We start from the raw sequence: 15,393 nt of genomic DNA on the forward strand, positions 1-15,393 counted from the left end.
TTCGGCGGCGTGCCCTACGCCGCCGTCTGCCGAATCGGCAGTACTACCCGAAACTTCGTACCCTTGCCTACCTCACTGCTGACGCTGATATCGCCACGGTGTTTCTTGACGATCCCGTAGGACAACGACAACCCCAACCCCGTCCCTTCGCCCACCGGCTTGGTGGTGAAGAACGGGTCGAAAATCTTCTGCACGGTGTCGGGGGCAATCCCACAGCCGTTGTCTGCGACTTCCAGCCACACGTTTTCGCCTTCCACTCCGTTGCTGATGGTAATGGTGCCGCGCTCAGGGCCCATGGCTTGTGCGGCGTTGATCACCAGGTTCATCACCACCTGGTTGAGTTGGGAGGCCAGGCATTCGATTTCCGGCAGCGGCGTGTAGTGCTTGACCACATCGGCCTTGTACTTGAGTTCGCTGGCGACGATGTTCAGCGTCGAATCGATGCCTTGCTGCAGGTTGGCGAATTGCCAGGTCTGGTCGTTATCCACCCGTGAGAAGTTCTTCAGGTCCTTGACGATTTGCACCACACGGCCGATGCCGTCCTTGGATTCGCGGATCAGGATCGGAATGTCGTCCTTGAGAAAATCCAGGTCCAGCTCGTTGCGCAATGCCGTGAGCGGTTCGCGATGTTCTGGCGCCCCGATGTGCGCTTCGCTGCGCTGGTAGGCATCGAGCATCTGTTGCAGCTGCTTGAAGTAGCTGTCGAGGGTGCTGAGGTTGGAGGAAATAAAGCCCACAGGGTTGTTGATCTCATGGGCGACACCGGCTGCGAGTTGCCCCAGTGAGGCGAGTTTTTCCGACTGCACCAGTTGGCTTTCCAGGAGCTTGCGCTCTTCAATTTCCAGTTGCAGCGCTTGGGTGCGTTCTTCCACCAACCGCTCCAGCTGCGAGGTTTGCAGGGAGGCGCGGCGCGCCATGTCCCATTTGTTGGCCAGGGTGTTGGCCATTTGCTGGACTTCAATGTTGTCGAACGGCTTTTTCAGGATCAGCAGGCGGTCGTGGGCGTGCAGGCGAAACAACAGGTCATCCCAGGAATAGTCCGAGTAGGCGGTGCACACCACCACTTGCAGGTCGGGGGCGACTTTCCACAGTTCTTCAATGGTCTTGGCGCCGTCCCAGCCCTGGGGCATGCGCATGTCAACGAAGGCCAAGGCATAGGGGCGCTGTTGCGCCATGGCGCTGGTCAGCAAGCCCAGGCCTTCCTCGCCGCCATACGCGCCGTGCAGTTCGAATGCCTGGGCTTGAGGTTTGGCCGCGTCGCCAAACAGTGCCGACTCCATCTCATCCAGCGCTTCGGTTGAGGCTTCGTGGGGCATCAGGATCTTGCGAAAATCCTCATGGATGGACGGTGTGTCATCGATCAGCAGGATGCGCCGGTTGGGAGGTTGGTTCATGAGCTGCTTCCGGCAAGGGTCAAGGGGATGGTCAAGGTGAAGACGGCGCCAAGGCCCGGCCCGTCGCTGTGGGCGCTGAGCTGGCCGTTCATTTCCACGGCGGCCAGGGCGCAGCTGTGCAGGCCGAAGCCGTGGCCTTCCTTGCGGGTGGTAAAACCGTGGGTGAAGATGCGTGCCATGTTCTCGGGCGGTATGCCTTCGCCGTCGTCCTTCACACTGATCTTCAGGGTCTCATCGCCTACCGATTCCACCGCCAGGGTGATTTGCCGTGGCCGCTCAGACAGTTTGTCCATGGCGTATTTGGCATTGCTGATCAGGTTGACCATGATCAGCAGTAACCGGTGCTTGTCCGCCAAGATCTCCGGCACCGGGGCGTACGCCTTCACAACAGTGACATGGTGACGGCTCAGCGCGCCGGCGTTCATGCGCAGGGCGTCATCCATCAAGGCGCTGATATTGACCGGCTCCAGCAAGGTAGACGCACCCGCATAGGATTGCTGGGTCGAGACGATGTCCTTGATGTGGTCCACGCTTTTGCTCAACTGCGCCAGCTCATCGCTCATGCCTTGCTGTTCGATGGCAATCGCTTCGACCAACTGGTTCAGATAGCCCGGCAGCAACTTGCCCTTTTCATCCTCGGTAAGGAAGGTACCCAGGTCGCCTTGGTGAGCGTTGATCAGTTGCATGGCCTTGCCCAGGCCGAGGGCCTTGCTGCTGCGCAACTTGCGGCTGACCAGGTCGGCGGAGATGTTCACACTGTTGAGCACGTTACCGACGTTGTGCAGCACGTTGGTGGCGATCTCCGCCATGCCGGCCTGGCGGGCGCTGTCCATCAGCTCGCTCTGGGCATCCTTGAGCTGTTGCGTGCGCCGCTCCACCCGTTGCTCCAGGGTTTCGTTGGCGGCCTGCAACGCGCGGTTGACGCGGTTGATCTCGGCGAAGCTGCGCAGCAGGCGCACCGCCAGATAAAGCAGTAACACCACCAGCAAGGTCGAGAAGATCAGCAGGTAGCGATGGTACTGATGATCGATGAGGTCAGTGGCCTGCTGGTCCTGATTGAGGTGAGTGGTCAGGTCATCGAGGTGTTCGGCCACCGGTACGGCGGCAATCCGCTCGAGCAGGCTGTTGACCAGTGGCTGTTCGCGCAGGATCAGCGAAATATGATTGCTGAGAATCTCCACCGGTGCCTGGAACTCGCTGGGCAGGCTCTGTTGGTTGATGGCCAGCTTGCCCAGGCCCACCAGGATATCGGCGGCACGTTCGTCGCTGGTGACTTGGGCGAACTCCAGGCTGCTGAGCAGCAGGTCGTAAGTGTCGGTGGCCACGCTTTGCAGTTGCAGGCGGCCTTCGTCGGTCATGCTGTTGAATTGGGCCTGGATGTCGTCTTCGGCCGTCGGCAAAAAAGCCAATGAGTTACGCAGCACTGCGTTGTGGGATTTGAACTGGTCGACGAGCCGGGCTTTTTCCTCGATGGCCGTCAGGTACGCCGCATGGCTGGCTTGCCAACCGGGCAGGTCGGCAGCGCTGTGGTAGGTGTCGCGGCTCTCCAGTTCAGCGCCGATGCGGGTCATTTCGGTCAGCGGTGTGACCAGTGGGTCGTAGTTGTGGGTGATCGCGATGCGGGCCTTGAGTACTTCGCTGTCCCACTGGGCATTGAGCTGCTGGAGTTGGCGGATCAAGTCGCGCGACTGGGTATAAGTGGCTGTCTGGTCGCGTGAAGACTTGAAGTACAAAAACACCAGGGTGGAGGCCAGGAGCAGGGTGATGAGGCCTAGCAGGATCTGACTGGTGCGTCGGCGTGACAAGGGTCTCATAACGGTTTGCCCGCCCATTCACCGGTCAGGGTCTTGAGAAACTGGATAATCAGGTCCTTGTCTTCCTGGGACGGGTTGCGCCCCAACTGGTACTTGAACATTACGTCAACCGCCTCTTCAAGGGTCTTGGCCGAGGCGTCGTGGAAGTACGGCGCCGTGACGGCCACATTGCGCAGGCTGGGCACCTTGAACACATGGCGGTCCTCTTCATCCTGGGTCAGCAGGTAGCGCCCCAGGTCTGATTCCAGCGGGTTGCCGCGGGCCTTGAAGTAGTCGCCCATCACGCCGAACTTCTGGAACATATTGCCGCCAATGTTCACGCCCTGGTGACAGGCGATGCAGCCGTAATCCTTGAAGCGTTGGTAGCCGTATTTTTCCTGGCGGGTCAGGATATCGGTGTTGCCCAGCACGTATTGGTCAAACCGCGAGTTGGGTGTCAGCAGCGTGCGCTCGTAGGTGGCCAGGGCATTTTGCACATTGGAAGCGGTGACGCCATCGGGATAGGCCTGTTCGAACGCGTTCTGGTAGGCGGGCAGGGCAGACAGGTTGCGCACCACGGTTTTCCAGTCGCTGCCCATTTCCACCGGGCTGATCACCACCTGCTCGACCTGGGCCTGCAACGTGTCCACCCGACCGTTCCAGAACTGCTTGAAGTTCAGGCTGGCGTTGAACACGGACGGGGTGTTGATCTGCACCGGTTTGCCGTCAAAGCCAATGGAGAATGGCTTGTTGTCGGCGCCGCCGCTGGTCAGTTGGTGACAGCTCGCGCAGGACAAGGTGTTGTTGACTGACAAACGCGGCTCGTTGAACAGTTGGCGACCCAACTCAACCTTGGCAGGGTCCAGTACTGGAACCGCCGGCAAGGGCTTGAGTGCTTCGTCCAGCGGCGCGGCTGACAGCGATGCGGTGCCCAGGCATAACGCGAACATCAGGCCGGAACGGTGGTTTACGACATTGCTCAAGCGAGCACTCCTTGCAGGCCCAGGGCTATTGATTTTATTGATCCGGCATCAGTGTCGCGCTATCCGTTTGCAGCAACTGCACGAAATCTTTCGAAGGCAGCGCCTTGCTGAACAGAAAGCCCTGGCCCTCCTCACACTGCTGGGCTTTGAGGAAATTCAGTTGGTCGACGGTTTCCACGCCTTCGGCAATGATGTTCAGTTCCAGGCTCTTGCCCATGCCGATGATAGCGCTGATCAGTTGTTCGTCCTGGCTATTGATGCGCAGGCCGCGCACGAAGGATTGATCGATCTTCAGCACGTCGATGGGAAAGCGCCGCAGGTAGCTGAGGCTGGAGTAGCCAGTGCCGAAATCGTCCAGGGCCAGGCGGATGCCCATGGCCTTGATCTTTTGCAGGGTTTCCACGGTTTCGTCGACGTTCTGCATCAGCACGCTTTCGGTGATTTCCAGTTCCAGTTGGGTGGGCGGCAGGCCGGTGTCCTTGAGGATGGCGGCCAGGTTGTCGACGAAGTCCCGTTGGCGAAAGTCGATCGCCGAGATGTTCACCGACATGCGCAGGGGCGCCAGGCCCATCTCGCGCCAGGCTTGGGCCTGTGTACAGGCTTGGCGCAGTACCCACTGAGTCAGGCGTACGATCAGGCCGCTGTCTTCGGCGACCGGAATGAACTCCGCCGGGCTGACCCAACCCGACTGCGGTCGAAACCAGCGTGTCAGCGCTTCCGCACCGACGATGCGCCCGGTCTCCAGCGCCAGCTTGGGCTGGTAATGCAGCACAAACTCATCGCGGTCCAGCGCCTGGCGGATCGCGCTTTCCAGGTTTTGCTGGTGCTGGGCGCGCAGGTTCATGTCTTCGGTGTAAAAGCTGAGATCCCCCGGGCCGCGTTCTTTGCTGGTGCGCATCGCGGTTTCAGCGTGCTTGAGCAAACCCACGGCATTGTCGCTGTCATCGGGGTAAATACTGATGCCCAGGCTGGCGCTCACACTCAGGTCATGCCCCGCGACATGGCGAGTCGCGCTGACGGCATTGAGTACCTTTTGCGCAATGTGCTGGGTTTGCTGGGGATGCTGGATATCGTTAAGCAGCACCACGAACTCGTCGGAGCCATAACGAAACACCGAATCCGACGCCCGCACCGCCGCCACCAGGCTCAGGCTCACCTGCGCCAGCACCTCGTCGCCTGCCGGATAGCCCAGGGCGTTGTTGATGCGCTTGAAGCGGTCGAGCCCCAGAAACATCACCGCCAGTTGCGTGTCGTGCCTGCGGGCCAAGGCGATCGCCTGGGTCAGGCGGTCGCCCAGCAACGTGCTGTTGGGCAACTCCGTCAGGGCGTCGTATTGCAATAAGTGCGAGACCTTGAGCAGCTCCTGCACGCGTTCCTCGATGGTGCGCTCCAGGCTGATCACCTTGAGGGCCGCGTCCTGGGCCAGTTGCCATTTCCAGGTCAGGGCGCTGGCCATCTGGCGGATTTCCAGGTGGTCGAAGGGCTTTTTCAGGATCAGCAGTTGGTCGTTGTACTTCAGGCGCGCTTCGATGGCCTCGAAGGAATAGTCGGAATAGGCCGTGCAGAGCGCGATTTGCAGGTTGGGGTCCACCTCCCACAACTGTTCGATGGTGTGCAGGCCGTCCCAGCCAGGGGGCATGCGCATGTCGATAAACACCATGGCGTAGGGCGAGTGGGCGTCCAGGGCTTTCTTGACCAGCGCCAAGGCTTCCTGGCCCTGATAGGCCGAGTCCAGGTCAAACGCCTGGCGCACCGGCACCGTGGTGCCGAACAGGGCGGACTCCAGAGTGTCGAGGGAGGGCTCGCCGTACTCGTCGGCACAAAGGATCTTGCGGAAATCCTGGTGGATCGAAGCCGTGTCATCCACGATCAGGATGCGCCGGTTGGCCCGGCCCGATTCCGTCCTCATGGCGCACTCGGCACGTGCAAAAGGCTTGATGGCATGACAATTCCTTCCCTGGTTCTACAACTGAACGGGGCGCGAGCATGCAGTGCAGCATAGTTGAGTTCCCTTGATATCGACGGCCAGTTGGCGTCAAATCAATCGCGCTTTGTATTGCGCGGATTCAATTTAGCCTAACTTCGTTTAATTTGAAGGCAGAGTCGCCATGGATGAACAACTCGCTACGAAGTCCGTTGTTTTGCTGGTCGACGATGAAGAGTCGATCCTTAACAGCCTGCGCCGCCTGCTGCGCGGCCAGCCCTATGACGTGGTATTGGCCACCAGCGGCGCCCAGGCGCTGGAGATCATGGCGACCCGGCCTATCGATCTGGTGATGAGCGATGCGCGCATGCCCGGCATGGACGGCGCCACGCTGCTGGCCGAGGTCCACCGCCTGTATCCCGCCACCAGCCGCATCCTGCTCACCGGCTACGCCGACCTGACCACCATCATCAAGGCGATCAACGACGGGCAGATCCACCGCTACATCAGCAAACCCTGGAACGACGAGGAGTTGCAACTGGTGTTGCAGCAAACCCTCGAGCACCAACGGCTTGAACGCCTGGCCCGAGACCAGACCGAACAGCTCAAGCTGCTCAACGCCACCCTGGAAAAACGTGTGGCGGCGCGTACCGCCGAGTTGCAACAAACCGCCGACATGCTCGACCTGGCCTACGACGAGCTCAAGCGCAGCTACGTGACCGGCACCGAAGTGTTCTCGCTGCTGGCCAACCTGCGCTTGCCCAAGGACAAACAGACCAACCGTGCGTTGATCGAGTTGATCCGCGTGTATTGCGCCGCCCAGTCCATGGACGAATCCAGCACCCGTGACCTGACCATGGCCGCCGCGTTGTACAACATCGGCAAGTTGAGCTGGACCGACAGCATGATGGTTGCACCGTCGGACAAACTGCATAGCACCGACCGCGGTTTGTACCGTGAGTATCCGGGGCAGAGCGAGTCGTTGCTGATGACCCTGGAGCCGATGAAGGACGCGGCGCGGATCATTCGTCATCACCAGGAACGTTGGGACGGCACGGGGTTTCCCGACCACCTCAAGGGCGATACCATCCCGCCCGGTTCACGGCTGCTGAAGCTGGCGGTGGACTTTATCGAATTGCAGAAAGGCCTGATCCTGGAGCGACACCTCAACAGCGACGAAGCGCTGTTGTATATCCGCAAGTACGCCGGGCGCCTGTATGACCCGGCGTTGGTGGAAGATTTTGTGCAAGCCTGCGCCACCTTCCTCAGCGACGTGACCCTGGGCGACCCTACGGTCAAAGTCCTCACCACCCGTGAGCTTGAGGCCGGTATGGTGTTGGCCCGTAACCTCAACGCCGATAACGGCATGCTGCTGCTCAATGCCGGCAAAGTGCTGAACTTGCCGCTGGTGGACAAATTGATCGCGTTCGAAGCGATGGAAGGCGCCAAGTACAGCGTATTTATCAAACAGCCCGAAGAGACCTCGATTCTTTCATGAATGATTCAACCATCCGCATCGCCGCCGCCATCCTCATTGATCAAGCCGGCCAGACCCTGCTGGTGCGCAAGCGCGGCACCCAGGCGTTCATGCAACCTGGCGGCAAGATCGACGCGGGCGAACAACCCGTCCAGGCGCTGGCCCGTGAGCTTTATGAAGAGTTGAACCTGCACATCAAGGTAGAGGACGCCAGGTACCTGGGCCAATTCTCGGCGCCTGCCGCCAACGAACCGGGCTTCACCGTGCAGGCCGAGCTGTTCCAGGTGCAGATCGACGTTGCGGTGATGCCAGCGGCGGAAATTGAAGAAATCCGCTGGATCGACCCCTCGGGCGATGGCGGCCTGCAATTGGCGCCGTTGACCCGCGATACGATCCTGCCGCTCTACCGCGCGTCGCTGATCGACGCATGATCATTCGCGCGCTGGAGGCTAAAGACGCGCCTGCTTACCGGGCGTTGATGCTACAGGCGTATGGCGCTTATCCCCAGGCGTTCACCTCCAGCGTGGCCGAGCGTGCTCTGATGCCCCTGAACTGGTGGGAAAAACGCCTCGACAGCCCGCTGGACCGTCTGTTTGGCGCCTTCGACGGCGATCAGTTGGCGGGTATTGTCGGCCTTGCGTTCGAGCCACGGGAAAAGGCCCGGCACAAAGTGACCTTGTTCGGCATGTACGTGACCGAGGCTTATCAACAGCAGGGGCTGGGGCGGCAACTGGTGCAAGCGGCACTGGAAGAAGCCCGCCGCCACCCGCGCCTGAAGCTGATCCAACTGACGGTCACCGCCGGCAATGACGCCGCCTTTGCGCTCTACCAGCGCTGCGGTTTCATTCAGTACGGCCTGGAGCCACTGGCGGTGCGGGTAGGCGTCGAATACTTCGACAAGATCCACATGTGGCGTGAATTGCACGTTGACTGAAATTCACTGTGGGAGCTGGCTTGCCTGCATCGCTGGCAAGCCCTGATCCCGGTCAGTTAAGCGAACGCAATACTCAAAGCAACGAAGATCAAAATGTGGGAGCGAGCTTGCTCGCGAAAGCGCGATACCAGTCACTGGATACGTTGACTGACCCACCGCATTCGCGAGCAAGCCCGCTCCCACAGGGGGGGCTGCGTTTAACTGACCGGCATTACTCACACAAGGCCACACACTTGAAGCCCGTTCAACGCGCCGCGCTGACGCCATCCAAGGTGGAAAATGAGGTGTCCTTGGCCGTCAGCAAAAAGTCGCGCATGTAAGGCGCATCGAGCATGTCGGCACGAATGCCCGCATACAAGGTGGCGAACAAACCCTTCTCACCCAAACGCTTGGCCTTCACATACCCGCGCGAGCTGTATTCATGCAGCGCCCAGTGGGGCATGCCGCACACCCCACGGCCGCTGGCCACCAGTTGCATCATCATCACCGTCAGCTCCGAAGTCCGTACCTGGGCCGGTTCAACGTCGGCCGGTTCCAGGAAGCGGGTGAAGATGTCCAGGCGGTCACGTTCCACCGGGTAGGTGATCAGGGTTTCTGTCAGCAGGTCTTCCGGCACGATGTAGGACTTGTTCGCCAACGCGTGCTGGTTGGCCACCGCCAGCATGGCTTCGTAAGTGAACAGCGGCACGTAGGTGATGCCCGGCAGTTCCAGCGGGTCGGAGGTCACCACCAGGTCCAGGTCGCCACGGGCCAGGGCCGGCAGCGGCGCGAAGGCAAAGCCCGAGGCCAGGTCCAGCTCGACTTCCGGCCAGGCATCGCGGAACTGGTCGATGGTCGGCATCAGCCACTGGAAACAACTGTGGCATTCGATCGCCATGTGCAAACGCCCGGCGGTGCCCCCGGCCAGCCGCGCAATATCGCGCTCGGCGCCGCGCAGCAAGGGCAGGGTGGCGTCGGCCAATTGCAGCAGGCGCAGGCCGGCACTGGTGAAGCGCACAGGCTTGGTCTTGCGCGCGAACAGCTGCATGCCCAGGCGCTCTTCCAGCTCCTTGAACTGGTGGGACAGGGCGGACTGGGTCAGGTGCAGGCGTTCGGCGGCCTCGACCAGGCTGTCAGCTTCGCGCAAGGCGTGAAGCGTCTTGAGGTGGCGAATTTCGAGCATGGCGGCCTTCATGAGTGCAATTTGCGTTCAATGATAATGCATTGAGCTTTGTTCATGTTGGCCGCAGCGTAACGGCGTCAACCCAATGGCAGGAAGTGGGTTTCGGCGATCGACTTGTCGATGTTGCCGCGCCAGATCCTGGTGTCGGCAAAGGCAGCGCCAGCACCCTCTTTGGCGGCTTGCCATTTCATCCCGAGATATTGCTGATGTTGCAGCTTTAAATGTGCTTTGCGAAAACTGTCGAATGCCGAGTTCGGCGCATCGTAATGAAAATGGGCGTACCAGATCGGTTTGTCGGTTTTCGCCTGCTTGCTCGCCTCGTATATTTCATATTCTTGCAGGTAGTCGTCTTGTCCATCGGGACGCTTTTCGCGCATTTTTTGCCGTGTGCCTTTCTTGCGGATTACCACGCGACCTTTGCCCATCAGGTAATCCAGGTAGCCCTCGGTAGGCGTACTGCTTTGCAGGCTGCGCGTGATACGCAACGCTTCACCGGACTTTTCAAGCGCACTGGCTCGAGTGTTCAGTTGTTCGATGATCGGGTTGTTTGCATCCAGGCTCTGCACTTTGCTGGCGCGGGCACGCAGATCGTTGGCCTCGGTCACCAGCATATGTTCAAGATTGATCGGTTCCATGGTTTTGTAGCTTCGCACCTTATTTTCAAAGGCATCCGCCGCCGCCAAGCGTGCACGGGCGTTCGCGAGCAAGGCGTTTACGTCGGTGGGGAGCTTCGGTGGGGCGGCAACCGTTCGGCTTTGGTTGGTGTTCAAGCGAAAGGTGTTGCTGTCGCCAATCTTGTCCCACACTTCAACAGTCGCCCCATCCGCATCGTTGATGATCAATTGCCTCGGCGACTGCTGGCCGGCCGGCTTCTCGATACCAATCAATAACTGACCCTCTTCAGTTTCAAACACCGTTTGGGTGGTGTTCGATGTTGACTGGGAAGCGGGCTTTTTTATCGTGCGCTGGGCTTTTCGTATCAGGCGGGCAAGATCCTTCTGCAGCAGCCCCAGAAAGCTTTGGTCGAAATGGCTGGGCGATTTTTCGTTCCAGGTTATCAAGTCAAGCGACAAGTCTTCATAGACCTTGATGCAGTTTTGCAGGACCCGGTTGCGTTCGACACGGCTGATGTTGGCATCGGGCAACGTCATGTGGCTGGTGACGGCACGATCGAACTTGCTTCTGGCTCGATGCACTGCGGCCTCCAGAAACAGCCAGTCAATGCTCAAGGTGTCTGGCCGCAGGCTGAGCGCCTGCATGAGATTGCTGCTTCTCGTGCTCGCCATGCGCAGGTCGGTAAACCTGTTTTTCCAGGCATCCAAGTAGGTGGAGACCTCCGTGCGCGTGTGCCTGACGGTGATGCGTTTGACCCACGTGCTCATGTCTTTCATCGAGGCCTCTATCCGGTTCAGCTCATCGAGCAAGTCAAGGCGACACTGTCTGATTTCCTGGGTCAGTGCTTGAAGAGCCCCTGGTGTGTGAGATGAGCGGTTCAGTTGGTGGTTGATCTCGATGATTCGATCGATAAGCACACCGGCCCGGTCTTTTGCATTCTGGATCAGGTGGTTCAGGCGGTCCGCTACGATGTGGGCTGTCCGGTTCAGTTCCTCGGAATAGTCGAGGTCGCGAATATGCACTTGACGCTGTTTAGCCGTTTCGAACGATGCATACAGGTGCTTGGCATCGTCGACGTCTTTGGTCAGCGCGATATCCAGGATTTTGCTGTCCGTTAATTTTTGTGGTGATACGTCTGACGGGGCCGGATAGTCACTGGCAAATTTCTTTAGCTTGCTGGTGGTCTCGCTGACCTGACCGTAACAGGCACGGGCCTGGTTTTGCAGGGATTGGCCGAGTTCGAGGCGCTGCATATTGACCTCAAGCGCGTCTGCAGGCAGTTGCCGAGCGACGGTTGCTGGCACGTTGGCCCGCGCCCGCGATGCGTCACGTCCTGTGCGCCTGCTGCCGCCGCCATAACCCGTGAGGTGGCCGCCATGCAGTGCCGAGTAAGTGTCCCACTGCAACGCGTGGTCCAGGGCAACGGCCGGTGAGTAATACTTGCCCTTGGCGACCAGACGCATCTCGTGAGCCGTTGGGTCAAACTTGACGTTGTAATAGCGCCCCTCACTGAGGATGAAATGCTCGCCAGAGGTGTGGCGCAGGGTATGGCGATAAGGCCCGGTATGTACCGGTTGCAGGCTGTCGATACTGAAGATATGCGGGTGTTCGTAACCGGCAAAACGCTGGCGTGCGGTTGTGCGCTGGTGTGTTTTGACAGAGCGCCAAAAGTTTGGGCGTCGCGGATGCTTGAGCTGGTGGGCGGCGCTCAATCGCCGGGCCGAACTGCCGCGTGAGCCGGGCACGGCCGCCAGCGCCAGGGTATCCATCGCCGCGTATACCAGGCACTCGAACACCGAGGCTAATTGTTCGATGCCATGCCCGCTGTCACCGCGCCTGAAGGCAGCTACGGCTTGGTACAGGCTGGTGGTGGCGTCTGCCAGGGACACTGCAGTGCCGATGAAGGGTACGAACGACAGAGCGATTTTGATGCCGTTGAACACCTTGCCGCTTTTGAGAGAATATTTTTCGTGGGCCAGGTCATCATTGGATCGCGCATCATTACGATGCGCTTCCAGCAAACGGCCCATCTGAGCATTCAACTGATGGGCGGCCAACGAAGTGGTGACTGGCCAGGGGAGTCCGGCCTGTATCATCGCGTCGTAGCCTTTACCGGTGGCATGGTCGATACGACCCAGGTGTGCTCGCACATCACCCTTGATTGCGCGACCCGCCACGTATAGCGCCATGCTGTCGAGACGGCAGAGTTCGAACAGGGCAATGCGCGCCTGCTCAAGATTGGCATAACGGCGCAGGTAGCGTTCGTCAGGCGCGTCCGGAAGGTAAAGCAAGGTGCTGCCCGAGTTTTGTTCCTCGATGAATGTGATGCCCGACAGGGTAATCTGGCTCTCCTGCCGGGTGTCCGCACCACCAACACTCAGATGAGCCGGCAGCAGACGGATGCGCTTCGCGCTGGCGTGCCAGGCGGCCTGGGTATCGGCGTCGATGGCAGTGTTCAACACCTGTACTTCGTCGGCGCTGATGTGGTTCTGCATGTGCGCCAATATGCCCTGCGTTTTGGGCATCAGGCGCAAAGGCTCCACCAGGCATTCGCGGCGGTAGAGTTTTTGATGGATGGATTCGCCCTGGGCGCCCTTGAACGCGTCGAGGATGCGGACTTCGTACTGTTTAGCCAGGTCAAGGCCGGTAACTAGATTCTTCAGGTAGCTTTTTGTGATGCCAGCCTTGAGGGTGTCACGCTCCTCGACATCGTCGGCTGTCACCTGGACAGTCACGAACCCCAGGCGCTGGCTCAGTTCGGCGTCGATGTTGCGTAGCGCCAGGTCGTCCAACGTCATCTGGCTGCGCCTGGCACTGGGTACATCAATGATTTTGACCGGAGTACCCGGTGCGGCGCCGGCAATGATGTCGCGTTTATGCTCCACCGAGTCAGGCAGTTCCAGTTGAAGAGTAAAGCCTTTGCGGATGGAAAAATCCTTGCGTATACGCGCATCGAGCTTGTGCCTGGCGAACGCGTCACGCGGTGGCAGGGAGCGCTCCAGCAGCGTCTGGGCATTGTTCAGCGCCGGTATATAGGCGCGTAGCAGGGCCTTGAATGCCTCGCGTTTTTCAACGGGTTGAGTGATCAGCCATGACGGCAGTCGTTCGGCCAGCAGCCGCGCATTATGTTGTTCGACAAGTAGCAGAAACGCCGCCTCACGCGCCGAGTTTTCGGGCACCAACAAGCCAGGCAGCGTTTGCTCCACCCGTTGCTCCAGTTCACCGACGCGCTGTGACGCGTGTTCATCGGCTGACCACGTCTGGCGCACGCGGGCGGCCTGTTCTTCAAAGGCGGCCTGTTGACTGCTCAAGCTGTAGTCGAATGGGTCCTGGGTCAGTGTCGTGAATTGCAGCGCCAGTTGTTGATCCTCGGGCTGAATGCCAAATATCCCATCCTCCAGTGCCTGGCGCGACGAGAAACGCTGCAAACCACCGTCCCTGCCGGGCCAGTAAATGATATGCACGCCTTCACGTGTCCCGGCCGTGGATTCGTCCTGGGGTGGAAGGAAAACCAGTGGCCCGTTGAGTTCGGTGCGGGAAGGCGTTGGATTCCCGGCCTGAGTGACCGACAAGGTCAATGCGACGACATCCGGCGAGGGTGCGGCCAGGGCGTTTTCGATCAGTTGCAGTTCGTCCTCACTTAGTTGATCGAGGGTTCTCTGGATACGCGCTTCGGTCTTGACCCCCTGCAAACGTGCCTGGTACAGCGCGGTGTAGTGGGTGTTGAGCGTGTCGAAATCCAGGGGCGCTCGGTTGAGCATGGCCCGCGCCGCCGCTTCGGCAGCGTGTTGTAGCGCCTTGAGTGCGTCCAGTTGTTGCTTGAATGACTGCCAGCGCTCACTCGTTGGTGTGTCGTTGCCCAACAGGTTTTCCAGGGCGCGCCGTTGGTGCTCGATCAAAGCTTTGCGTTGGCGGGTATCGACACCGTTATGCAGCCGGCCGAATTGGGGAACGGGTGGGGTGCTAGTGGTGCCGACGGCCGATTCCGGGTGTTCAGGCTCCGAGGCAAACAGACAGCGGGTTTTACGCATGTCATCAAGCCGGTCGACGTGCTGGAGGGCCAAGTAAGCGTTGTGGATCTGTACGTTCGCAAGCGGGCTCAGCGCGTCCTGATATTGCGCCTCGGGCAATTGCTTCAGCCAAAGGGTGATGCCCGTTTCCAGCGGGTTGTGGCTGGCCTTATAGTCGATCCTTGCCAAAGGATCGACCTCGGTGATGCCGAACAGCGCTTGCTGTCGGTCGAGCAGCCAGCGTTCCAGGTCTTCGCGTCTGCTCAATACCTTCCATGTCGGAACCTGAGTGGGCAGGTACAGCAGTTGACTGGCCGGCGTTTCCGTATCGAGGCTCAATACCCAGGCACCAGGCAGGGCGATGGCTGGGGCGTCGTGGGGCTTGAGAAATAGGTGTTCGGTGTAGCGGCGAGGTGTCTGCGCTGTAGCAGACTGCGAATGGAGCAGTGAAAACACGGGATCGAGGACTTCGGCATGCACCTTCCCCGAGGCGAGTGACCGCTCAGCGCTGGCTTCAATGTGAATCCGGTACAGCTCCAGCACCCGCTTGTAGCAAGTTACCGGCGAGCGGGGCGCTCGCTCTGTACGCCAGTAGCGCAGCCAGTGGTCATCCAGGCTTTGTTCCAGGTCCAGGCCCTTGAGCTCGTCGAGCAGCATCGCCGCGGTGTAGCGCGACAACGCGTGGGACCGCGGCAGGTTGAGCACACGTGCGTCTGGCTCCTGCGCTGTATCCAGGGCCGGATGCTGTTGCATATAGAGGCAGGCATCTGTCAGGACAATGCGGCTGCGCCCACGTCGCTCGGTGGCGGGAAACTCCAGTGCCACGCGCTCGCCGTCCAATTGAAGCTGCGCTTGGAGCATCCGATTGATGGTGTCGCGCACCGTCGGGATACCCTCCATTAGCACGAGCAGCTCGGCGCGGCAGTTCTGCAAGCGTGGCGTGGCATCGGCGAGCAGGTGTTCGTCGATGGCCGGTTGCATCAGTGGGTGTGTCGCAGGAGGTAGGGCAATGGAAGAAGGCATGGGGCGGATTCGCTCTATCTAAAAGGCCAAAGCCCTATTAGAGATCGACATGCCAAGTGGGCTGCGGCACATAGCTAT

General features: G+C 59.9%; 9 protein-coding genes. 3 read left to right on the top strand and 6 right to left on the bottom strand.

What is annotated here, in order from left to right:
- Positions 1 to 14: 14 nt before the first annotated feature.
- Genes AC4PS6_RS07155 through AC4PS6_RS07170 form a run of 4 tightly spaced genes read right to left on the bottom strand, consistent with a single transcriptional unit; the run spans position 15 to position 6,079 of the window.
- On the bottom strand, positions 15 to 1,394 hold the full coding sequence (locus AC4PS6_RS07155; RefSeq protein ID WP_336827125.1) for an ATP-binding protein: 1,380 nt from the start codon (positions 1,392 to 1,394) through the stop codon (positions 15 to 17).
- Positions 1,391 to 3,208, bottom strand: coding sequence for a DAHL domain-containing protein (locus AC4PS6_RS07160; RefSeq protein WP_032903297.1), 1,818 nt, complete (start codon positions 3,206 to 3,208; stop codon positions 1,391 to 1,393). The genes AC4PS6_RS07155 and AC4PS6_RS07160 overlap by 4 nt, the downstream gene beginning before the upstream one ends.
- Complete coding sequence (locus tag AC4PS6_RS07165; protein ID WP_058410464.1) at positions 3,205 to 4,170, bottom strand: cytochrome-c peroxidase; 966 nt, start codon at positions 4,168 to 4,170, stop codon at positions 3,205 to 3,207. Before AC4PS6_RS07165 ends, AC4PS6_RS07160 begins: the two co-directional genes overlap by 4 nt.
- A gap of 34 nt (positions 4,171 to 4,204) precedes the next feature.
- Positions 4,205 to 6,079 (bottom strand): putative bifunctional diguanylate cyclase/phosphodiesterase, encoded by a 1,875-nt coding sequence (locus AC4PS6_RS07170; RefSeq protein ID WP_020301183.1) that lies wholly within the window; start codon positions 6,077 to 6,079, stop codon positions 4,205 to 4,207.
- Between the two features lie 199 nt (positions 6,080 to 6,278).
- Here AC4PS6_RS07170 and nosR point away from each other — a divergent pair, with 199 nt between their 5' ends.
- Genes nosR through AC4PS6_RS07185 form a run of 3 tightly spaced genes read left to right on the top strand, consistent with a single transcriptional unit; the run spans position 6,279 to position 8,505 of the window.
- Positions 6,279 to 7,592, top strand: coding sequence for a response regulator c-di-GMP phosphodiesterase, NosR family (gene nosR / locus AC4PS6_RS07175; protein ID WP_014717113.1), 1,314 nt, complete (start codon positions 6,279 to 6,281; stop codon positions 7,590 to 7,592).
- Entirely contained in the window at positions 7,589 to 8,002 is a 414-nt protein-coding gene (locus tag AC4PS6_RS07180) for an NUDIX hydrolase (protein WP_020301182.1), read from the top strand. Before nosR ends, AC4PS6_RS07180 begins: the two co-directional genes overlap by 4 nt.
- On the top strand, positions 7,999 to 8,505 hold the full coding sequence (locus tag AC4PS6_RS07185; protein ID WP_014717115.1) for a GNAT family N-acetyltransferase: 507 nt from the start codon (positions 7,999 to 8,001) through the stop codon (positions 8,503 to 8,505). The genes AC4PS6_RS07180 and AC4PS6_RS07185 overlap by 4 nt, the downstream gene beginning before the upstream one ends.
- 244 nt (positions 8,506 to 8,749) lie before the next feature.
- On the opposite strand, the gene metR is transcribed toward AC4PS6_RS07185, so the two are convergent.
- Both metR and AC4PS6_RS07195 read right to left on the bottom strand, forming a co-directional pair.
- Complete coding sequence (gene metR / locus AC4PS6_RS07190) at positions 8,750 to 9,667, bottom strand: transcriptional regulator MetR (RefSeq protein WP_014717116.1); 918 nt, start codon at positions 9,665 to 9,667, stop codon at positions 8,750 to 8,752.
- Positions 9,668 to 9,744: 77 nt separating this feature from the next.
- Complete coding sequence (locus AC4PS6_RS07195; RefSeq protein ID WP_492180765.1) at positions 9,745 to 15,315, bottom strand: dermonecrotic toxin domain-containing protein; 5,571 nt, start codon at positions 15,313 to 15,315, stop codon at positions 9,745 to 9,747.
- Positions 15,316 to 15,393 lie beyond the last annotated feature (78 nt).

Source organism: Pseudomonas sp. DW-iso17, assembly GCF_058725345.1.

What these genes read in the sequence shown, in the direction of transcription:
- AC4PS6_RS07155 (WP_336827125.1), bottom strand. Translation starts at nt 1,394, where the DNA reads ATGAACCAACCTCCCAACCGGCGCATCCTGCTGATCGATGACACACCG.
- AC4PS6_RS07160 (WP_032903297.1), bottom strand. Translation starts at nt 3,208, where the DNA reads ATGAGACCCTTGTCACGCCGACGCACCAGTCAGATCCTGCTAGGCCTC.
- AC4PS6_RS07170 (WP_020301183.1), bottom strand. Translation starts at nt 6,079, where the DNA reads ATGAGGACGGAATCGGGCCGGGCCAACCGGCGCATCCTGATCGTGGAT.
- nosR (WP_014717113.1), top strand. Translation starts at nt 6,279, where the DNA reads ATGGATGAACAACTCGCTACGAAGTCCGTTGTTTTGCTGGTCGACGAT.
- AC4PS6_RS07180 (WP_020301182.1), top strand. Translation starts at nt 7,589, where the DNA reads ATGAATGATTCAACCATCCGCATCGCCGCCGCCATCCTCATTGATCAA.
- AC4PS6_RS07185 (WP_014717115.1), top strand. Translation starts at nt 7,999, where the DNA reads ATGATCATTCGCGCGCTGGAGGCTAAAGACGCGCCTGCTTACCGGGCG.
- metR (WP_014717116.1), bottom strand. Translation starts at nt 9,667, where the DNA reads ATGCTCGAAATTCGCCACCTCAAGACGCTTCACGCCTTGCGCGAAGCT.
- AC4PS6_RS07195 (WP_492180765.1), bottom strand. Translation starts at nt 15,315, where the DNA reads ATGCCTTCTTCCATTGCCCTACCTCCTGCGACACACCCACTGATGCAA.